Annotated in this window: 16 protein-coding genes; 14 read left to right on the top strand and 2 right to left on the bottom strand. The window is 50.5% G+C overall.

The window, feature by feature from the left end:
- Positions 1-9 precede the first annotated feature (9 nt).
- From KCR01S_RS03535 to KCR01S_RS03500, 8 genes are read left to right on the top strand one after another with little or no spacing between them, the layout of a single operon-like run.
- A complete protein-coding gene (locus tag KCR01S_RS03535; RefSeq protein ID WP_061279779.1) occupies positions 10-3078 on the top strand; it encodes a virulence factor SrfB in 3069 nt (1022 codons plus the stop codon).
- The gene (locus KCR01S_RS03530) at positions 3078-5792 is read left to right on the top strand and encodes a virulence factor SrfC family protein (RefSeq protein ID WP_061279778.1); all 2715 of its coding nucleotides are present in this window, start codon (positions 3078-3080) and stop codon (positions 5790-5792) included. Before KCR01S_RS03535 ends, KCR01S_RS03530 begins: the two co-directional genes overlap by 1 nt.
- Positions 5786-6787: a hypothetical protein gene (locus tag KCR01S_RS03525; RefSeq protein ID WP_061279777.1), complete on the top strand. Its 1002-nt coding sequence runs from the start codon at positions 5786-5788 to the stop codon at positions 6785-6787. Before KCR01S_RS03530 ends, KCR01S_RS03525 begins: the two co-directional genes overlap by 7 nt.
- A complete protein-coding gene (locus tag KCR01S_RS03520) occupies positions 6784-8745 on the top strand; it encodes a vWA domain-containing protein (RefSeq protein ID WP_082767926.1) in 1962 nt (653 codons plus the stop codon). The genes KCR01S_RS03525 and KCR01S_RS03520 overlap by 4 nt, the downstream gene beginning before the upstream one ends.
- A complete protein-coding gene (locus KCR01S_RS03515) occupies positions 8745-9470 on the top strand; it encodes an ABC transporter ATP-binding protein (RefSeq protein ID WP_061279776.1) in 726 nt (241 codons plus the stop codon). Before KCR01S_RS03520 ends, KCR01S_RS03515 begins: the two co-directional genes overlap by 1 nt.
- Complete coding sequence (locus KCR01S_RS03510) at positions 9460-10674, top strand: ABC transporter permease (protein WP_082767925.1); 1215 nt, start codon at positions 9460-9462, stop codon at positions 10672-10674. The genes KCR01S_RS03515 and KCR01S_RS03510 overlap by 11 nt, the downstream gene beginning before the upstream one ends.
- A 47-nt stretch (positions 10675-10721) precedes the next feature.
- On the top strand, positions 10722-12290 hold the full coding sequence (locus KCR01S_RS03505) for a formylglycine-generating enzyme family protein (protein WP_061279775.1): 1569 nt from the start codon (positions 10722-10724) through the stop codon (positions 12288-12290).
- Between the two features lie 45 nt (positions 12291-12335).
- Positions 12336-12839, top strand: coding sequence for a hypothetical protein (locus tag KCR01S_RS03500; RefSeq protein WP_061279774.1), 504 nt, complete (start codon positions 12336-12338; stop codon positions 12837-12839).
- 56 nt (positions 12840-12895) lie between these two features.
- Here the strand turns inward: KCR01S_RS03500 and KCR01S_RS03495 are convergent, their stop codons facing one another.
- Positions 12896-13351, bottom strand: coding sequence for an IrmA family protein (locus tag KCR01S_RS03495; protein WP_072277077.1), 456 nt, complete (start codon positions 13349-13351; stop codon positions 12896-12898).
- 392 nt (positions 13352-13743) lie between these two features.
- Between KCR01S_RS03495 and adiA the strand changes: the two genes are divergently transcribed.
- Positions 13744-16011, top strand: coding sequence for an arginine decarboxylase (adiA, locus tag KCR01S_RS03490; RefSeq protein WP_061279773.1), 2268 nt, complete (start codon positions 13744-13746; stop codon positions 16009-16011).
- 121 nt (positions 16012-16132) lie between these two features.
- Positions 16133-16663: a helix-turn-helix transcriptional regulator gene (locus KCR01S_RS03485; protein WP_061279772.1), complete on the top strand. Its 531-nt coding sequence runs from the start codon at positions 16133-16135 to the stop codon at positions 16661-16663.
- Between the two features lie 56 nt (positions 16664-16719).
- Here KCR01S_RS03485 and KCR01S_RS03480 read toward each other — a convergent pair whose 3' ends face one another.
- Entirely contained in the window at positions 16720-17286 is a 567-nt protein-coding gene (locus KCR01S_RS03480) for an HdeD family acid-resistance protein (RefSeq protein WP_061279771.1), read from the bottom strand.
- Positions 17287-17529: 243 nt separating this feature from the next.
- On the opposite strand from KCR01S_RS03480, the gene hdeA reads away from it, so the two are divergent.
- The 4 genes from hdeA (at position 17530) to hdeB (ending at position 20897) form a co-directional block, all read left to right on the top strand.
- On the top strand, positions 17530-17844 hold the full coding sequence (gene hdeA, locus KCR01S_RS03475) for an acid-activated periplasmic chaperone HdeA (protein ID WP_061279770.1): 315 nt from the start codon (positions 17530-17532) through the stop codon (positions 17842-17844).
- Between the two features lie 326 nt (positions 17845-18170).
- Positions 18171-18935, top strand: coding sequence for a helix-turn-helix domain-containing protein (locus KCR01S_RS03470; RefSeq protein ID WP_061279769.1), 765 nt, complete (start codon positions 18171-18173; stop codon positions 18933-18935).
- Between the two features lie 116 nt (positions 18936-19051).
- The gene (gene adiC, locus KCR01S_RS03465; protein ID WP_061279768.1) at positions 19052-20389 is read left to right on the top strand and encodes an arginine/agmatine antiporter; all 1338 of its coding nucleotides are present in this window, start codon (positions 19052-19054) and stop codon (positions 20387-20389) included.
- 190 nt (positions 20390-20579) lie between these two features.
- Positions 20580-20897 carry an acid-activated periplasmic chaperone HdeB gene (gene hdeB, locus KCR01S_RS03460; RefSeq protein WP_061280003.1) on the top strand — a complete coding sequence of 106 codons (318 nt, stop codon included), beginning with the start codon at positions 20580-20582 and terminating at the stop codon, positions 20895-20897.
- Positions 20898-21121: the final 224 nt, after the last annotated feature.

The following is a 21121-nucleotide window of genomic DNA, read 5'->3' as shown; positions in this document are numbered from 1 at the left end:
GAGATAACTATGTTGCCTGAGATTGTATCTTTTGATCGTCAAATTACCCTGGTGGGTGACTCCGGGATCCAGTTTATGGATTTTGGTTTGTCCCTTGGTCGCCTGCCCGCTGGTGAGTTTGTCAAATTAGCAAACGGTGTACTGACCCGTTTAATCTATAACGAGCAGCGCGATTACTATTTCTATCAGCCCACCCCCGATAATATTGAGAAGGCCAAAAGCCAGTACGATATTCCCGTGGAGCAGAGCCTTAAGCTGTTTGATGGTGTATGGCTACCGCTTCCCCTGCTGCGTTTTAGCCCCCCAAATGTCTATCAAGAAGGGCCTCTAAACTGGGCGCGTTTTCGTTTAGTCAAACTGCCTGAGCCCGATATGGATGGGCATAGCCATCGCATGACGCTGGCTATCGATACCCGCATCATGGCCAAACAGCAGGCAGCCGCCGACCTTAGTCCGAATCAGGAAGATGTGAATGCCGGTGCGACCTTCTCCGTCGCAACGGCAACCTATGCTCTTAACTGGTATCTCACTCAGGATTGGATAACGGACTGGCTCAAAGAGGTTTTCAAAGAGGCGAGCAAAGGTCGGGATATCGACGAGCGAGAGCAAGAACTTAGCCAACAGTATCCACTGGCACATTACCTCAATCTTCTTTCATTGATGGCGATTCCAGTCGAAGGTCTGCAAAGCCAGACGGCTCCTGTTATTGAGTTGCCACAATTCAGAGTCATTGCTAATCGGGAAACCAACGCCATCAAACCGATTGCCGTTGACCTGATTCTTGATGTCGGTAATTCACGAACCTGCGGCATTCTGATTGAAGATCATGGGCAGTCAGGCTCAGGCATGAGGCACAACTATGTGCTGAAACTCCGCGATCTCAGCGCGCCGGAGCATGTCTATACCGAGCCTTTCGAAAGCCGGGTCGAATTTTCCCAGGCCTTCTTTGGTAAAGATCACTGCTCTGTGCGCAGCGGGCGCCACGACGCATTCCAATGGCCCACTATCGCCCGGATTGGCGGCGAAGCCAGCCGTTTAGCCGCGCGTCGTAAAGGCAGCGAAGGATCAACCGGTTTATCTAGCCCTAAACGCTATCTTTGGGATGAGAAATTTTATGGTCAGGGCTGGCGTTTCAACGGCAGCTATGTGCAAGACAGCAATCCACTCGCCACCGCGGCCCCGTTTGCCAATCTGATCGATGAAAGGGGCGAAGCGCTGCACACCATTGAAGATGAAATGGATCGCATCCCGGTCTTTACGCCGCGCTACTCACGTAGCTCGCTGATGACCTTCATGCTGGCGGAAGTACTGACCCAGGCCATTAGCCAAATCAACAGCCCGGAACAGCGCATCCGTCAGGGTCATGCAGGTATCCCGCGCCAACTGCGCCATATCATTCTCACCGTTCCGCCCGGTATGCCAATGGCCGAACGCTGCGTGCTTGATGAGCGGATGCGTCAGGCCGTCGGCCTGGTATGGAAATCACTGCGCTGGCACAACGGCGAGAACGATCCGTACGAAGACGAGCAAGAGGATCACACTCAGGGCAGCATCAAAATTCCACTGCCTAAAATCAGAGTTGAATGGGATGAAGCCTCTTGCGCGCAGTTGGTCTACCTCTACACCGAGATTAATCAGAACTTTGCCGGTCACCCGGAGGAGTTTTTCAATGCCATTGGCCGAGCCGATCGCGACAACCGTGAAAGCATCACCATTGCTTCAATCGACATCGGCGGCGGAACGACCGATCTGGTGATCACCGATTACCGTCTCGATCGTAATGGTCTTGCCGGCGGCGGCGCGAACGTGCATATCATCCCCCACCAGCGTTTTCGCGACAGCTTTAAAATAGCAGGCGACGATATTCTGCTGGATGTGATTCAGTCATATATCCTGCCTGCTTTAGAACTGGCACTGCGTGAAGCTGGCGTTATGTCCGTTGAAACGCTGATGTCTCAACTGTGCGGTTCGCAGAATATTAGCGCTGCCGAAGCCGTACTCCGCCAGCAACTCAGCCTGCAGCTTTTCGTCCCGCTCGCTTTACATATTTTGGGCAAATACGAGCAATACGATCCGCTGGATGAACAAACCCATATTCTTATCAATCAGCGTGTTGGTGAGCTACTGCCGGTAGGCTGTATTCGTGATGAAGTAGAGGGATTTGTTCGCCGTGAAGTACAGAAAGCCGGCGGACCAACCGATTTCAAACTGGCGGATATCATGCTCAATCTGCCGCTGACCAAACTACATGGCGATCTCTGCGCTGGTAAGTTCAACATTGATAAAGTCCTCACCGCACTCTGTGAAGTGCTGTCCTATTACCATTGCGATCTGCTGCTGCTGACCGGACGTCCATCGCAGCTACCGGGGATTCAGGCGATTATTCGCCGCAACCTGCCGTTACCCCCGGGACGGATTTTACCGCTGCATGGTTATCAAACCGGCACCTGGTATCCTTTCCATAAAAACGGCCATATCGACGATCCGAAAAGTACGGCTTCCGTGGGTGCCATGCTGACGCAGCTATGCGCGAACCACAGCATCCCCAATTTCCATTTCCGCACCTCAGCGCTGAAGCCGTATTCAACGATTCGCCATGTTGGCACCATTGATATGGACAACCTGATTCGCGATGCCGACATCGTTTATCGCCATATCGAATCGGAAAATGGTCAGATAAAACTGCCAGCCATCACCGATGAAAATGGTGAAAAAACCACGCAGAGCATCATTATGCGCGGCGATCTGCGATTAGGTTATCGCCAACTGGATGCTGAACGCTGGGCTGCGGCTCCGCTTTATACCCTGCGCTTTAGCGATGAAGGACGTAAAAAATTCTCAGCCGCTTTGTCCGCGGATAACGGTTCTCCGTACCTCAAAGTCCGACTGACTATCGATAAAGGCAAGCGGGCTCGTCAACTCGGGTTGATTAGCGATCGTCTGACGATCGCCGATGTCAGCAGTAACACCGATAAGTCATTTAGCAAACGTGATTTAGATCTTGAACTCAATACCATGCCTGATACCGGGCTCATTGATAGCCGACACTGGCTCGACAGCGGGAGCGTTAAAAAATAATGAATAGCGAGCAAAAATCTCTCACTCAGGGTTGGGCTGCTATCGCTCAAGGATGTCTGGACGGGCTCGGTTGGGTCGATAATGTACGTACTGGATCACGTCGCCTGGACAATGAAGCGGACAAACTTAACCTGAGTTTGCTGCGCACGCGCAACCTGGCCAATAGCCTGACCCAGGTCGCCAGAACGCCAATGACCGTTGGCTTTTTCGGTATTTCCCAGGCGGGTAAATCCTATCTTATTTCAGCACTGGCCGCTGGCAGCAACGGTTCGCTGGAAGCGCTGTATGGTGAAAGACGCGTCGACTTTATCAAAGAAGTTAACCCGGTAGGCGGCGGTAAAGAGGCTACCGGTTTGGTCACTCGTTTTACCCGGCAGGCCCCGGCAGCGCCCGCTGGTTACCCGGTCCCACTACGCCTGTTCAGTGAGATTGACCTGGCTAAGATTCTGGCGAATGCCTGGTTTAACGACTTTAACCATGAGCAATTGAGCTATCAGCTTGACCAAAGCCGAGTTGAAGAGCGCCTGCGCCCATTCCAGCAACGTGCAGCGCAAAGCCAACACGATAACGGCGTCAGTCAGGAAGATGTTGTCGCCTTATGGGATTACCTGAACGCCTCCTTTAAAAAGTCCGTTGAGAAGCTGGAACACGCGTATTGGCCGCAGGTATTGAAAATTGCGCCGACATTAAGCCCTAATGAGCGTGCAGAGCTCTTTTCACTGCTGTGGGGGGAGCAACCCGCCCTCACCGAAACCTACCGTTCATTAGCCAATGTCCTGGCGAAGCTCAATCATGCGCGGATGGTATTTGCGCCTCTGGAGACGCTGACCGACCACAGCAGCGGCAGCATCATGAACGTAGACAGCCTTAACCGGCTGGGCTCCAGTCAGGATCGTAATGTCGAGATCCGCTACTGGAAAGAAGAACAACAAATTGGCAGCGCCAGCTTAACCCAGGCCGAGCTGGCGGCATTAACCACCGAGCTGATTTTCCCGCTGGCAGAAGTGGAAACCAATAGTGTCGTCGAGCAGGTGGATCTGCTCGATTTCCCAGGCTATCGCGGTCGTCTCAAAATAACCGCACTGGAAGAAGCCGGTCGCGATGGGCTTAATGCGATTTCGCAGTTGTTGCTGCGCGGTAAAGTCGCTTACCTGTTTGAGCGCTACACCGATAACCAGGAGATGAATGCGCTGGTGGTGTGCGCCAGTTCCGCCAAACAAAGCGATGTTGCCGATGTAGGGCCGGTCTTAAACCGCTGGGTTGAAAAAACGCAGGGTAAGAGCGCCGAAGAACGCAGTGGCAGTAAACCAGGGCTGTTCTGGGCAATTACCATGTGTGATATGCGTATCAATAACAGCCTGCAACACACGGAAAGCCAGCTAAAAGAAGGCTGGGAAGGCATGTTACACATGACCTTACTGGAGCGTTTCTCACAATACGACTGGCTTCAGCAGTGGGGTCCGAATCAGCCGTTCAACAACTGTTTCCTGGTGCGCAAGCCGGGGCTCGACAACCCTTTCCTGAGACTGGAAGGCAGCGTCGGCCAGGAACAACTTCGGGAAGTGGAGATTACCGATCGTTATCGCGACGTGCTCGACACCATGGGCAACACCTTTGTCTGCGGTAAAAACGTGCTTCGCCACGTGGCCGAACCGAAAGCGGCCTGGCAGGCCATGCTCGAACTTAACGACGGCGGGATGGCGCGTTTAACTAAGGCTCTGCGCGGTGTCGCTCACCTGGATTTCAAACTTCAGCGTTTACAGCAACAGCTTGTGCAATGCCGTCAGGAAACGGGCGATCGAAGCCTTGGCCGCTGGTACGAAAAAGACGGCGACGGACAGATCGTGAAAAAACAGGCCATTGCCAAAGAGCTGTGGCAGGGATTGTCAGCGTGTTCTCACAGTATGGGAGAGATGATCGACCGCCTCGATTTGCCGACTCAGGAACTCAATAACATCTATCTGAGTATTCGCGATCGCGAGCAGGAGTCGCCATCCGACAGCGAAACCCCGGCAACCAACGCTTTTGCTGCGAGCCCGTTTGGTAGTAATCCGTTCGGGGATAACCCTTTTGCCAGCGATCCCTTTGCTGCTGCGCCCGTTGAGGCTTCCGTTGTTGATGCACCGTCCACCTCTACGGACGAACGCATTGGTCAGGATGATGACTTCGCCCATCAGGCCTTTAAAGCGTGGGTGGCTCACCTGCGAGATCTGTCTCAGCAGACGCCACAGTGGCGCCAACTGGGTATGAGCAGCGAACTGATTAATCAACTTAGTGAAGAGCTTATCACCGCAGCCACGCGTATGGATTTGGAAGGCACATTGAAGCGCGCCCTTGCCGGTCAGGAACAAGCGGGAACACGTCGCGAACACCTAATGGCGCGCCAGGTTTTGCGGGCGCAACTGACAATACGTGATTTTATCGCTTGGTTTGGTTATCTCACCCTACCGCCAGAAAAAGTTCCCAACAGCTATGTGGGCGAGAAAAATAAAGTGTTTATGCGTCAGACGCCGCTGACTAACGATGAATTACCTCAACTTGCCGCCGTCGCACCACAGCCGGGCGTCTCCTATCTGGGTGACTGGCTATCCGCGTTGATGAGCGTCGTACTGGACAACGCGGGCCACAGTGCCACACGGGATATTTCCTTCGAACATAACCGCCAACTTGGCCAGATTATCAGCCAATTGAAACAAGAGAACATGCCATGCTAGCCAAAATCATCGCCTGCCAACCGGCAGAGCCGGGTATTGCACAACTGATGGTCCGCCTGCGTGGCGATACAGCAATACTGCCCGAGCTAACCTTTACGCTTTGCAATAATAAGCTGGAATATCTGCAACCCGAAGGTGGCTGGAGTGCAGCACCGCACTGGTTTACCGTGAACGGCGGTTACGCATTAACCAACGGCAGCGGCTTCCGTATTGGCGCAACCTTGCTGGACCCGCTGCTGGCAACCGCAAGCCAGGTCCAGATTCAGATAAAACTGGCCTCAGGCGAAATGCGAAACACCACGCTGCAGCTGGTTCGTGATGAACTGCTTTCATCGGAGGCCAGAGGTGAAACGGGTAACTACAGCGGTAGCAGTATGCTGGCAACCCCAGAAACGGCCAGTACCCCCGTCGCCGTATCTGAAACCGTTGTTGAGCCGGAACCCGCCGCGCCGATTCTCCACACTGAGGAAAGGCCGCAACAAAAGTCCAGCCCCTCCCGTCTGCCGGCGATCGGCGCGGCAGTGCTCACCTTAGCGGTTATTGCTGGCGCACTGTGGTGGTTTTTAGGTCGGGATAAAGCCCCGGACATTATCCCTGACGTTCAGGCTCAGCAAGAAACACCAGCCGCAGCAGCGGAAACGCCTACGCACAATAACTGTTCTGTCGCGAGTTTAAGCAGCCTTAACGAGCTGGATTTCGTACAAAGCTGCGTACAGGACAAGCTTGATAGCGACAAACTGTTGGCCATTATCCAGTCGGCAAAAGAAGCGAAGAAATGCGGTGTGGCGCAGCGTCTGTATGCAAATCGCGCTCAGGGAGGCGATACCAAAATCGCACTCGTATACGCAGGTGAATACGACCCTAAATACCACCAGCCAAGTGAATGTTTTAAAGAACCGGATAAAGATACCGCGGCCTACTGGTACGAAACGGTACTGCAAACGGAGCCTGACAACCAAACGGCTAAACAGCGCCTTGAGGAGCTAGGAAAATGACCTGGAATCCAATGAGACGCCTGGCCCTGCCGTTGTGCGGTCTATTGCTCAGCGGGCATGTCTTTGCCGCCGATGGCGATAAACCGCTGCTCCAGGAAGGGAAAAAAACCTTATACCAGCGTATTCTCACAACGCCTGGCTGCAAACTCGGGACCGCCGCTGGTGATGACAAAGGCCAGCTACAGCCCGCCTTTAGCAGTCTGTATGTGTATCAAAAAGAAGATGCGAACGGTCAAAGCTGGCTCAAAGTGGGGCCCGACAGCTATGGCAAAACCATCGGCTGGCTGCCCAGGTCATGTACTGTCGATTGGAAAATGCAGCTAACGCTGGCATTTACCAACCCGGCGAACCGTGACCGTTTGCTATTTTTCAAAGAGAAGAAAAGCCTTGATGACATTCTCTCGGCACCAGACCCCGTGTCACTGGTTGCGCCACTGCGCGCCAAGCTGAAACGGGACGGCCATGCTGAGGGCATTCAGGCTCAGGAACCCGAGTATTTTGTCGATCTGCAAAAGCAGTTCTATCTGCTGCCCATCCTGAGCGGCGAAGAGGTCATGACGGAAGATGGTTTCTACACGCGTCTGCTTAACGTGGCCTCCGTTAGCAAAGCAGATGCTGCGCCGAAACAAGAAGAGAGCGTCAACCAGCTAAAAGGTTTTAACGCCTCTGTTGTTTTCGTCATCGATTCGACCATTTCAATGGGGCCGTACATAGAACGCACCAAAGAAGCCGTCAATAAGATCTATGACAAGATTAAGCAAGAGCATCTGGATGGGCAGGTTAAATTTGGTCTGGTTTCGTATCGTTCAAACACCAAAGCCGTACCAGGCCTTGAGTACCGCACAAAAATCTTCGCTGACCCTAACCATGTTAAAGATGGCGCAGATTTTCTGAAGAAAGTAGCCGACCTTAAAGAAGCAAAAGTTTCGAGTTCTCTGTATGACGAGGATGCGTATTCCGGCGTGCTGTCAGCGATTGATGAGATTGACTGGAGCCCATTCGGCGCACGTTACATGGTCCTGATTACCGATGCAGGCGCCATCGACGGCAGCAATAAACTGTCGGGCACCGGCCTTGATGCGAGTCAGCTTCGTCTGGAAGCCGGTAACCGCGGCATTGCTATCTATACGCTGCACCTGAAAACCCCAGGCGGCAAAGATAACCATGCCAAAGCCGAGAGCCAGTACCGCGATCTCTCAAACTTTGATAGCACCCATTCTAATCTTTACCAAGCCGTGAATGCCGGCGATATCAAAACGTTTGGCCAACAGGTTGATGCCCTTGCCGCTGCAATTACTGAGCAAGTGAAGTCGGCGTATATGGGAGACGCAGCAATTGGCAGCGCCCTCTACGCTAAGGACGATGGCAAAAAACTAACGCCGGAACAAAAGCTGCTTCAGGATACCGCGTTAATTGGTCATGCTATGCAACTGGCTTATCTGGGTAAACGTAACAGCACCCAGGCTCCGCTCGTTTTCCAGGCCTGGATAAGCGATCGCGATCTGATCAAACAAAACATTCCCACCACCGATGTCCGTGTTCTCCTGACCAAAGGCCAGCTTAGCGATTTAAGCGATGCCGTTAGCCAGATCCTTAAAGCGGCAAACGAGGGAATGATTTCACCAACCAAAATGTTTGAACAGTTGCGTACCGTCGCCGCAACGATGGGGACAGACCCTAACCAGCTTAAACAGCAGGATAATGCCCGAATTGGCGACCTCGGCGTTCTGGGAGAATATCTGGCCGACCTGCCTTATAAAAGCGAGGTTCTGAACCTCGACGAAGAGACATGGAAAAGCTGGGACGGCTTGTCGCAGGAGAAATTTATTCGCACCCTCTCCTCTAAACTTCGCCATTACCAGAAATACAATGCCGATGTCGATCGTTGGGTTGAGCTCGCCAAAGGTAGCGATCCCCGTGACCGCGTTTATCCAATCCCGCTGGAAATGATGCCCTGATGTTACGCATCGAAGATTTGTGCGTTGTTCGTGGGCAGGACAGCCATGCCCACCGAGTGTACCTGCCGCAGCTTACGCTGCGGCCAGGTCAGGTGGTGGCGGTTACGGGAGAAAGTGGCTGTGGCAAAAGTACCTTGCTGGAGGCCATTGGTTTATTGCTCCACCCCAGTAACATCGGGCGGTTTGAGCTGAATGAAGGCGAACGGCAATTTGACATTGCGGCGTTGCTCCATGGCGAGCGGCATAACGAGCTGGCAGGTATTCGCGCACGCCAAATTGGCTTCGTGCTGCAAAATGGCGGTCTGCTCCCCTATCTGAGCGTCAAAGATAACATCTTGCTACCTTGTCAGCTGTTGGGGTTGACTCCCGACAAAGCCATGCTGAACAGAGTCATTGATGCGCTCAAGCTGTCGCCATTATTGGCCAAATATCCGACCCAGCTATCGTTTGGTGAGAGGCAGAGAACCGCTTTCGCCCGCGCAATATTACACCGTCCTGCCCTGGTGCTGGCGGATGAACCCACTGCGGCGCTAGATCCTTATAACGCCGAGAAATTATTCAGTTTGTTTATTGAGTTAGTCCACCATGAGGGCATGATGGCACTGGTTGTTTGCCATGACTGGCCACTGGTTCAACATTTCAACTTGCCCTGTTTGACCGCTCAGCCAGTGCCGCTTATCACCTCATCGGAGCACGAGCCGGGAGGAACCTATTTTGTCCTTTAACCGAACCAGACTACTGGGTCGCCTGGCGATGCAAGATCTGTGGCACGATCGCATTATCTCTTTTTGCATCGTCTCTTCTCTTGTCGCGGTCATCGCCCCCTTACTGCTACTTTTCGGCCTGCGTTTTGGAATTGTGAACCAATTACAAAACGATCTTACCCGCGACCCTCGCAACCTTGAGATCCGTATGCTGAGCAGCGGTAGCTATGACCAGAATTGGATCGATCGCCTACAACAACGCTCAGATGTGGGCTTTGCCATTGGACAAACTCGCTCCCTGAACACGCTTGCCGACTTGCAAACCGATAGCACGCATTTTATTGAAAGCGCGGAAGTCATTCCGACCGCTGCTGGCGACCCTTTACTCGGGGCGCTTGAGCTTCATCAGGAAAATGAAGTCGTTATTACTCAGGAAGCGGCGCGAAAACTGGCCGTTAATCCTGGCGATACTCTCACCATGCGGGTAGGTCGCCTGCTTGATGACCGCCGCGAATGGGGCCGCAAAAACGTTACCGTCGTGGGTATTTTGCCCGCAACCTATTTCAATCGCGCCGCCATTTTTACACGCCCTTCTTTGCTATTGGCGCTTGAAAATTTCCGCGACGGTTATGCGGTGAACGAACTGGGGATCGCCAACGGTACTCCGCTTAATGGCAAACCGCCGATCTACGCCCGTGCCAGACTCTACGCCCGTGATATTGACCACGTAGCCAGCCTTGAACGCGACCTCCGGGCTCAGCGCATCGAAACGGCCAGCCGCCTGGCGGATATTGAGAATGTGAAAAGTATCAATCGGGTATTGGGCATTATTTTTAACACCATTGCCGCCACCGCACTCATTGGCTGTATCGCCTCGCTTATTGGCTCATTTATCGCCAATGTCGATCGCAAGCGAAAACATATTGCCGTACTCCGCTTGCTCGGCTTCACCCGCCCGGCGGTCGGAGCCTATGTCATTATCCAGGGTTGCCTGCTCAGCCTGATGGCCTATATCGGCGGTTTTGGGATCTATTTTTTAGCAAGCCAGGTATTTAACCGGGCTCTAGCCGGCAGTCAGGCCACAGGGCAGATGATTTGTAAAATCACACCGTTACACGGCCTCATGGCCCTGCTATTGACCGTTGTCGTGGCGACGCTGGTCGCCGGTATCGGCGCCTATCGCGCCATTAATATCGAACCTGCGCAAAGTCTGCGCGAGGTATAACCCATTTTATTTATTTGCCAATGCATCTATTTTTGCGGAGATCGTTCATGACCCTCACTCCTTCCACATTATCGCGCGGGCTGGCGCTTGCACTGCTGGTACAGATCTCCCCCGTGCAGGCAGAGCCCTGGGCTGAGAAAACCTATAACCCTAAGCCTGATAGTGAAGATATTGTGTTACCTATGCCCTGCGAAGGCTCAATGGTTTTCCGCCGGGTTGAGATTCCAGTTTCTGGCCCTCTTGATGATATTCCCATTACCTTAGGTGAAGATGGCGGTGAATGGGGCTTTGTTGAACACAGCTATCCGACGTTTATTGCCGGTAGCTTTACCGAGCCCCAAAAAAATAAAGGCCGCTACTATTTGATGGCTAAATATGAGCTAACGGCCTTGCAATATCAGGCATTAACCAGCGGCTCCTGCCCTGCCCCTTCACGCAAACTTAGCGTCCCGGAAACCAGCATTAGCTGGTTTGATGCGGTAAACCTTGCCGATAAATATAACCAGTGGCTACGTACTAACGCCCTCGACAAACTGCCGAAGGAAGATGGTAATCCGGGTTTTTTACGCCTACCGACCGAAGTTGAATGGGAATTTGCGGCTCGTGGTGGCTTGAAAGTGAATAGTGCGGAATTTCGTGATTCCCACTATCCGATGGATGACATGAAAAACTACGAGTGGTATTCCGGCCCGCAGTCTTCTAACAGCAAAGTCCAGCTCGTTGGCCTGCTGAACCCAAACCCTCTCGGCCTGTACGATATGCTGGGCAATGTCTCTGAGATGATGTTCACCCCATTTTACCTCAATAAAATCAACAGACTTCATGGCCAGGCCGGTGGATTTGTTGTCCGCGGCGGCAGCGTGATGTCAAATGAGTCTGAAATCCGTAGCGCCACTCGTAAAGAAATTAACTATTACGATGAGGCCCAACCTTTCACCAGTAAAACGACTGGCCTGCGTCTGGTTCTGGTTTCCCCAGCCATTACATCAACCGACCGCGTGAAGTTGCTGGAAAAAAACTGGGCCGCAATCGGTGAAGATAAGCCGGGTGTGAATAAGAAGAATGAAGAGTCAAAAGACACCGCAAAAGCCCTGGGAAGTCTCGCGTCCGGCGTTGAAGACAGCGAGTTGAAAAAGAAGCTTAAAGATCTGGAAAACCAGCTCCGCGCCAGCAACCAGCAACAGCAAGAAGAGCGAGCACAGTCGATCCGCGCCAGTCTTAACTTAGGCTCGTTCCTGTGCACCAAATTACAAGATGACGGGCGTTTCCTTGATTTCCTCAATCATAACTATGAATTGCTGTGCAAAGATAAAGACGACGCCGACAAAAACTGTGCGATCCGCAAAACCAAACTTGGTGAACAAACCGACCGTCTGCAGCAGCTAACAAGTTACTACGCTAGTAGCCTGGTAGACTCCGCCACCCTTTATGGTGAAAGCGCTCTGAAGCAAGAAGTGACCGTTTTCAATCAAATGCTCACCTTGAATAAACGACTCTCCGGCCTTAAACCATTCCTCACCGCACATTGGCAGAATCAACAAAAGTATCTGGCCAACGGAAAAATTGATACGACGGGCTGGCTGGAAACGTGCAAGAAAATTAACAGCGCTAACTAATTTTCACCTGTGGTTAAACGTACGGATCTATTAAGGAGAAAAATCGTGAAATTAAGCTTAAAAATAGCGGCCATTACTCTAGGCTGTATTGTTGTCGCCCAAACGGCCCTTGCTCAGTCGTATAGCAATGAGGATCAGGAGCAATTAACGCTTGAGTGCCTACTGACCAACAATAAATTTGCCAGTGCCTTTATTGCCCAGGATGCAGCGGGCTATGCATTAGGTACGACATCATCCCCCACAGCAGAGTTGAATCTCGTGACTAATCAACAGGGGATTACGGCTTATTACAGCGCAGAGATGATTGCTGGCGGCAATTTATATTGGATACGTATCGTAAAAGGGCCTTATGAGTATATTGTCTACGATAAAGAACAGCGTAGCGATATGGCTGGTGTGGTCGTAACAAAAAAGGGTAAAAAAATCTTCCACAAAGAGTGTAAAGAACCGATAAAAGTCGGTACGCAAAGCGATAGCAGTATCTTCAGTCGGGCCGCACAAGAAGATGCGGATGGCGATCGCATCATCGACTTAATCAATAAGTCATAAGCGTTTATCATGTGAAATGGGGATGCATTCAGTATCCCCATTTCAGAGACAAGCAGTTATCTGCTCTGCCCCACGCTTATTTTCAGCGGTTGATAATATTGCGGGTCAAATACCGTCGTCGGCAGTGCGTGTACAGAGCCATCCGGGTAGATTTCATCTACTTTGGTGATGACGATGTTGGCGGTATTTTCAACCGCATCACAGCTAAATTCTGTTGCCGCATCAATAGACCGAGTGGCGTCGCTATCACCAAACGGTTCAACGTCAAGCGAGCCTGTTTCCAGGGCTTTTCCCGATTTATCCGTTAACTGTAGCGATATGGCAAGGGCTTTGAATTCCCCATCACCGCCGTTATCCAATCGGAATACCAACGAGCAAACGCCCTGAATCCAGGCACTGTCCGTATTACGGATGCTAATATAACGTTGTTCGCTCTCTGCACTGATTGCCGTGTGATTCACACCAAAGAAAATACTCATAAAGAGCAAACCGCCAATAGCTGATTTCATCATTTTCCCTTTTTTATTTATCCCAGACTCGTTAATGTATAAAACTATGCCAATAGAAATATTACACTATAAATTATGCGGACACACCTCAACAGAGAGCCATATAAACATTAATATTTGCTTTTTTAGTTTCACTAAGCGACGGTTAACCCTGCTATTGTAATCATGAAATTTCCATCACTACCCCAACGGAATCAAGACTGTAGTAATTCAAACATTATTCTCCCAGAATCACGTTGATTAAAAAATCGCGAATTCCGGTTAACTCACACCATAAATATCAGAATCAGCCATAAAAATAATTGCCCTGTCGATAACCTGCCCCGCTGCGTTTACTCCGTTTTTTCTCTGGCGTATTACTTATCGCGTTCTACGACAACCAAGAGATAAACGAGATGAGAATATTAATTGTTGAGAGTGAATTTCTTCACCAGGACACCTGGGTTGGCGCTGCGGTGACTCGCCTGGTGCAAGCGCTAAGCCGCCAGAGCGTCGAAGTTATGCAATCCCACTCACTCGACGACGGTTACGCCATTATCGCGTCCAATGAAGCCATTGACTGCCTGATGTTCAGCTATCAAATGGAACAACAGGATGAACATCAACGAGTGCGCCAACTGCTCGATAAGCTTCGCGAACGTCAGCAAAATGTGCCGGTTTTTCTGCTGGGTGAGCGAGAGAAAGCCACTGCGCTAATTGACCCGCAGCTGATGGAGCTTATCGATGAGTTTGCCTGGATTCTTGAGGACTCCGCTGATTTTATCGCCGGCCGCGCTGTCGCCGCCATGCATCGCTATTGCGAGCAAATGCTGCCGCCGCTGTTTTCCGCGCTGGTGAAATATAACGACATTCATGAGTACTCCTGGGCCGCCCCTGGTCACCAGGGAGGCGTCGGTTTTACGAAAACCCCAGCAGGCCGGCTGTATCACGACTACTACGGTGAAAACCTATTTCGTACCGATATGGGCATTGAGCGAGTCTCTTTAGGATCGTTACTGGACCATACCGGTGCCTTTGGTGAGAGCGAAAAAAACGCAGCGCGAGTGTTCGGTGCCGATCGTTCCTGGTCAGTGGTGGTGGGGACATCCGGTTCGAACCGCACCATTATGCAGGCCTGCATGACCGATGATGACGTGGTGGTGATTGACCGTAACTGCCATAAATCCATTGAACAGGGTCTGATCCTTACCGGTGCAAAACCGGTCTACATGGTGCCAAGCCGAAACCGCTACGGCATTATCGGACCTATCTATCCGCAGGAAATGCAGCCGGATATATTGCAAGAAAAAATACGAACCAGCCCACTCACCCACGAATATGCCGCGCATAAACCGTCTTATAGCGTGGTGACCAACTGTACCTACGATGGCGTTTGTTATAACGCCAAAAATGCTCAGGCGTTGCTGGAACAGACCAGCGACCGTATCCACTTTGACGAAGCCTGGTACGGCTACGCGCGTTTCAACCCGGTGTATCACGATCACTATGCGATGCGCGGCAACCCCGGCGACCACTCCGGCCCTACCGTTTTCGCCACCCACTCCACCCATAAATTGCTCAATGCGCTGTCCCAGGCGTCCTATATTCATGTCCGCGAAGGGCGCGGTGCGGTGAACTTCTCGCGCTTCAATCAGGCTTATATGATGCACGCCACGACTTCACCGCTGTACGCTATTTGCGCCTCCAACGATGTGGCCGTTTCGATGATGGATGGCAATAGCGGGCTGTCGCTCACGCAGGAAGTGATCGACGAGGCGGTGGATTTCCGTCAGGCGATGGCGCGACTGTATCGCGAGTTTACCGACAATAACGACTGGTTCTTCAAGCCGTGGAACAAAGAGACGGTTATCGACCCGAAAACCGGTAAAGAGATTGCCTTCGAAGATGCGCCAGCGGAGCTGTTGAGCCACGACCAGAACTGCTGGATTATGCGCCCAGGGGAAAGCTGGCACGGTTTTCACGATCTACCGGATAACTGGAGCATGCTGGATCCTATTAAGGTCAGTATTCTCGCCCCTGGAATGGGGGATGACGGCAATCTGCTGGACAGCGGTGTACCCGCCGCGTTAGTGACCGCCTGGCTGGGCCGTCGTGGTATCGTGCCGACTCGTACCACCGATTTCCAGATAATGTTTCTCTTTTCAATGGGGATCACTCGCGGCAAATGGGGAACGCTGATTAACACACTGTGTTCCTTCAAGCGTCATTACGATAGCAATGCGCCGCTGGCACAGGTCATGCCGGAGCTTGCCAATCGCTATCCAGAAACCTATGGCGCAATGGGGGTACATGACTTGGGCGATAAGATGTTTGCCTGGCTGAAAGCCAACAACCCGGGAGCCTGTCTGAACGCCGCCTACGCGTCACTTCCGGAAGCGATGATGACACCGCGCGATGCTTATCAGGCCATTGTTTCCGACAACGTCGAAATGGTACCGATTGAAGGTTTACAAAAACGCGTCGCTGCCAATTCCGTTATCCCTTATCCACCGGGCATCCCAATGCTGCTTTCCGGGGAAAACTTTGGCGACAGCAACAGTCCGCAGATTGCCTACCTGCGCGCACTTCAATCCTGGGATCACGAGTTCCCGGGTTTCGAACACGAAACGGAAGGGACAGAAATTATTGATGGCGTTTATCACGTGATGTGTATCAAGGCCTGAGATAATCGACGGTTTTTCGCCCGATATCGGGGTCTAAAACCGGGTAAAAGTAGTCAATTTAAATCCTGAGTCTTATTTTGCGCGGGCCCACCCCGCGCTTTTTTAGTCATGGAGCCAATGTATGATTTTAATGGTCACCAAAGATGAATTCCTTTTTCAGGGGGTGGCACATTTATTCAATAATGAAAATGTCATCAGGTTAGAAACTATTGCCGATATCATGCGCCACGCGACGGATGCCAATACTAAAATCATTATCGATGTCTATCATAATAACGTTATCAACGATGATGCGGTCCGGATCATCGAGTCACTCAGCGTGGACCGCATTGTGGTGCTAGCGCCTTTTCACATCAGCAGGATAAAAAGCCGCGCGGCGCTCTTTTTTGTTAACCGTAGAATGCCGCTGGAAAACTGGCCCTCGCTGCTGACCGCCGCCAGGGTGCCCTATAGCAAACCGAAAATAAGTTTCTCGCATAACCAGGTTAAGATTGTCAGCCATTTTTTGCAGGAAGAAGACAACGACGATATCGCTTCTGCGTTGAATATTTCCGACAATACCCTGCGTAGTCAAAAATTTAATATCATGCTCAAGCTAAAACTCCGCAGGATGAGTGATATTGCCACTCTCAGCATCTCCCCTTACTTCTGAATATGATCTCTGGAGTACGATCTACCCGCTCGGGTAGATCGTTTGTAATCTCTTCGTTATTTATTGAATAACCGCCCCAGCGACCAGCAGTTTAACGCACTCACTATCAGTTCAATCCCAACCACCAGCGAGACCATCACAATTGATGCCTGCGGTGCGGCAGTAATAAAGCACCAAGCGATGAGTAAGTCGAGCACGCCGATAACAACCTGCAGCCAGCTCCCCTTAGTGTGACGATGCCGGAACCACGCCATAATACGAATAACACCACCGAGAGCAAAGAGACCGGCAAGGACAGAGGCTATAGCAAACAGACCAAATTCTGGCGCAGTAATAAACAGGTATCCCATCACCACATAAGCAAGGCAGATCAGGATCCCCGATACGATCGGCCAAAAATTATGTCGCCGATTTTTTATCATGATCGCAATTAAGGCAATACTGCTACAGATCAGCGCTATCCCCAAAATCAGGCTAAGAATATCCCCTGATACAAATGGAAAGGAAATAAATAATATTCCTGAGATAAACATAAGTACGGCAATAATCCGTAGCACATTCCTTTGCCTTCTCAACATTTTTGCATCCAGCTTGGCAATAATTTCATTATTTATATTTAACATACTTCACCTTCATGATTGGAGAGTTAAAACACAGCCTAAATTTACAGTAATTAACCCGCAAGCAATAAACCAAATTAAATAATAAATTCTGATAACAGAATCTCAAAATAAACACAACACCTTGATATATAATGTTTTTTGAGAGCCTTCGTTAACAACACAAAAATACCAACTCGCTGATTAGTTACCGGGATAGTGATATACTCACCTCGTGACATTAAATGTAATATTGAGGATTGAATAATGAAAAAAGTATCCGCGATTATTGTTGGTAGCCTAATGCTGTTCCCAGTACTGAGCCAAGCCGCTGAAACTCAAAAACCAATCAATAACTGGAGCTACGAAGATTTCCTGGCTCTGGACTCCTCTTTCCAACCAACTGCCGTGGGTTTTGCAGAAGCATTAAATAATAAAGATAAACCAGAAGATGCCGTAATGGATGTTAAAGGAATCGAAACCGTCACCCCTGCCATTGTTCAGGCATGCACTGAGAACCAAAAAGCCAGTTTTAAAGACAAAGTCAAAAATGAATGGGATAAGTTGAAACAGCATATTTAATTGATACATTGCCCGTTAGGTCGTTCTGGCTTAACGGGCCGCCAAGGGACAGGAACATTTTCATTAGAAGCACACCAAGCCTGCTGAGATTATTTAAAACTTAAGTTTTCCTTATATTTTTGCAATCTTAATCACCCCTCATCACCCTTCGTTCTATCTTTCCATTACTGTCAAAAAAAATTTACACCACCATTTTTACTATCGTAATTGCCATTATCATTAAGTAGTGTATTTTATGCCTGCTTCACATTCATCATACAATTGTTTTTACCTCAATACCCTTCTTTTACTTTGAGGTTTTTTGTTCGTATTCCTGGAGTGCGTGTATGAGACTAAATAGCAGTGCCCCTTGTGTCGTTGTGCTTACCGAAAAAGATGTCGAAGTCAATATCAACGACAACACTTCATTAATATTACCCGCGAACCATCTAAACATATTAGCTTGCAATAATAATGTGATTGATTTTTCCTATCTGGATAATGCATTAGTTGCGCACATGAGTCGCTCAATCCTGAATGATTATTTACAATTTCTGAATAGAGATCTGACACGGATCACCCCATGGCCAAGACAGGCAACGCCCATCATTTCCTGTCACTGCCGGACACCGGAGGTGTTCCGCGAGGCGGCGCTGCATAGCGTGCTTGAAACCAGCGATAGGTGCGAAATTGAGCGTACCCGCTCATTGCTCTTTACCGTCCTGTCCGTCTTTGTTGAGAGTCCAGGGTTTATTGCGCTGATCATGCAGATGCTCCGTAATAGCGTCAAAGAGAGCGTCTACCAGATTATCCAGAGCGATATTCAAAAGGAGTGGAATTTAAGTCTGGTTGCCAGCGCGCTGTGCCTGAGCCCGAGCCTGTTAAAAAAGAAGTTGCAGAGTGAAGACACCAGCTATAGTCAAATAATAACGGATTGCCGGATGCGCTACGCTGCGCAGCAGTTGCTGATCGCCGATAAGAATATCTCACAGATTTCGCAATTATGTGGTTATCGCAGTACATCCTATTTTATTTCCGTATTTAAGACATTTTACGGTATGACACCGTTACATTATGTCACACAATATCGACAACAATATCTTACCGCCTGACGCGGTTAAGATATTAGCCAGAATAATGTCAGCAACGGATATACCCCTCTACGCCCGCTAAAACCGTAGCGGCGATACGGTATTATTTCTTCCGATTTGTATTCAGGAGAAATATTATGTCGACCGACGCAGATGCGAACAAAGTAGGTCTAATTCCTGTCACCTTGATGGTTTCCGGGAATATTATGGGCTCGGGGGTTTTTCTGTTACCTGCCAACCTGGCGGCAACCGGCGGGATTGCTATCTACGGATGGCTTGTCACCATTATTGGCGCGCTAGCGCTGTCCATGGTGTATGCCAAGATGTCGTCCTTAGATTCCAGTCCCGGCGGTTCATACGCCTATGCCCGCCGCTGTTTTGGCCCTTTTCTCGGTTACCAGACAAACGTCCTGTATTGGCTCGCCTGTTGGGTGGGAAATATTGCCATGGTGGTAATTGGCGTTGGCTATCTCAGCTACTTCTTCCCTATCCTCAAAGATCCCATGGTGTTGACCCTCACTTGCGTAGCCGTGCTGTGGGTCTTTGTTCTGTTAAACATCGTCGGCCCGCAAATGATCACCCGAGTACAGGCTATCGCCACCGTGCTTGCGCTGATCCCTATCGTCGGGATTGCGCTCTTTGGCTGGTTCTGGTTTAAGGGTGAAACCTACATGTCCGCCTGGAACGTCAGTGGACTCAGCACGTTTGGCGCAATCCAAAGCACCCTCAGCGTGACGTTATGGTCCTTTATTGGTGTCGAAAGCGCCTCGGTTGCGGCAGGCGTGGTGAAAAATCCAAAACGCAACGTTCCGATTGCCACAATTGGCGGAGTGCTGATCGCTGCCGTTTGCTATGTGCTATCAACCACCGCAATCATGGGGATGATCCCAAATGCCGCACTGCGCTTGTCCGCTTCACCTTTTGGCGACGCCGCACGCCTGGCGCTAGGCAATACCGCCGGGGCCATCGTCTCATTTTGCGCCGCAGCGGGTTGTCTTGGTTCTCTCGGCGGCTGGACACTGCTGGCTGGCCAAACCGCGAAAGCTGCCGCCGATGACGGCCTGTTCCCACCTATTTTCTCACGCGTGAATCAGGCGGGCACCCCGGTTGCGGGGCTACTTATCGTGGGCGTATTGATGACTATTTTCCAGTTCAGCAGCATTTCCCCGAATGCGGCAAAAGAGTTCGGGCTGGTCTCTTCAGTCTCGGTTATTTTCACCCTTGTACCGTATCTGTATACCTGTGCAGCGCTGCTGCTGCTGGGTCACGGCCACTTTGGGAAAGCTCGCCCGCTGTATCTCTTCATCACCTTTATTGCTTTTATTTACTGCATTTGGGCCGTGGTGGGCTCCGGTGCGAAAGAGGTGATGTGGTCATTCGTGACCCTGATGGTGATTACTGCGTTCTATGCGCTGAACTACAATCGCATTCATAAAAATCCCTATCCGTTAGATGCACCGGTGGATAAGGCTTAGCGGGTAATAAGCAAACCGTACACCTTAAATAAGCAGAAATAACACAATGAGCGTCAAAAAATACCACTAATGGCTATTTTCGGTTGCCAATCCGCGTTTTGTTTTTTGGCACTGTATTATCTCGTTATCCGACATATCACGTATTGCCGGTTATATCCGTCACTCAATAGGTATTAAGGAGTTTATTATGATTAACAAATTTACACTGTCTACCGTCGGAATTTTCGCCAGCGCATTACTGGCCACCGCTGGGGTCAGTGCCGTGGCCAAAGAAGTCACGCCGAGAAATATGAGCTGCCAGGAGTTTATCGATCTAAACCCACAAACCATGGCGCCGGTGGCGTTCTGGATGCTCAATAAAGATGTCGATTTTAAAGGTGGCGATTTCGTCGATTTCAATGAGACCGAAACCACGGCGGTGCCACTCACGCTAGAGATTTGCAAAAAACATCCGCAAAGCACGCTGCAAGAGATTAAGGGCGCCGTCAAAAGCGAACTCAAAAAATAGTCGCCACGCACTGACAGCCAAGAAAATGTCCCCCTTTTATTTTCTTCCGGCAAATACCTCACCCCGGGGTTGTCAGTCTTGCACCCTTGCCTTTTGAGCAAGGGTGTAAATTCACTTTATGAATTCATCTTTCCTTCATCAAAAATCTTCAGCGCTTAGCATCAGATTCTCACCATTAGTTCCCCAATATGGAAAGAGCAGATAAACGCACAGCGATTAAACGG

The sequence above is a fragment of the Kluyvera cryocrescens NBRC 102467 genome (genome assembly GCF_001571285.1).
GTDB lineage: Bacteria > Pseudomonadota > Gammaproteobacteria > Enterobacterales > Enterobacteriaceae > Kluyvera > Kluyvera cryocrescens.
The sequence above is the reverse complement of the archived record's forward strand: the minus strand, read 5'-3'. Positions and strand labels throughout refer to the sequence as shown.

Bases quoted from the DNA above. Each gene is read 5' to 3' on its own strand.
- KCR01S_RS03485 (WP_061279772.1), top strand. From the start codon at position 16,133: ATGATTTTAATGGTCACCAAAGATGAATTCCTTTTTCAGGGGGTGGCA.
- KCR01S_RS03515 (WP_061279776.1), top strand. From the start codon at position 8,745: ATGTTACGCATCGAAGATTTGTGCGTTGTTCGTGGGCAGGACAGCCAT.
- KCR01S_RS03520 (WP_082767926.1), top strand. From the start codon at position 6,784: ATGACCTGGAATCCAATGAGACGCCTGGCCCTGCCGTTGTGCGGTCTA.
- hdeA (WP_061279770.1), top strand. From the start codon at position 17,530: ATGAAAAAAGTATCCGCGATTATTGTTGGTAGCCTAATGCTGTTCCCA.
- KCR01S_RS03480 (WP_061279771.1), bottom strand. From the start codon at position 17,286: ATGTTAAATATAAATAATGAAATTATTGCCAAGCTGGATGCAAAAATG.
- adiA (WP_061279773.1), top strand. From the start codon at position 13,744: ATGAGAATATTAATTGTTGAGAGTGAATTTCTTCACCAGGACACCTGG.
- KCR01S_RS03505 (WP_061279775.1), top strand. From the start codon at position 10,722: ATGACCCTCACTCCTTCCACATTATCGCGCGGGCTGGCGCTTGCACTG.
- adiC (WP_061279768.1), top strand. From the start codon at position 19,052: ATGTCGACCGACGCAGATGCGAACAAAGTAGGTCTAATTCCTGTCACC.
- KCR01S_RS03495 (WP_072277077.1), bottom strand. From the start codon at position 13,351: ATGATGAAATCAGCTATTGGCGGTTTGCTCTTTATGAGTATTTTCTTT.
- KCR01S_RS03535 (WP_061279779.1), top strand. From the start codon at position 10: ATGTTGCCTGAGATTGTATCTTTTGATCGTCAAATTACCCTGGTGGGT.
- KCR01S_RS03470 (WP_061279769.1), top strand. From the start codon at position 18,171: ATGAGACTAAATAGCAGTGCCCCTTGTGTCGTTGTGCTTACCGAAAAA.
- KCR01S_RS03530 (WP_061279778.1), top strand. From the start codon at position 3,078: ATGAATAGCGAGCAAAAATCTCTCACTCAGGGTTGGGCTGCTATCGCT.
- KCR01S_RS03525 (WP_061279777.1), top strand. From the start codon at position 5,786: ATGCTAGCCAAAATCATCGCCTGCCAACCGGCAGAGCCGGGTATTGCA.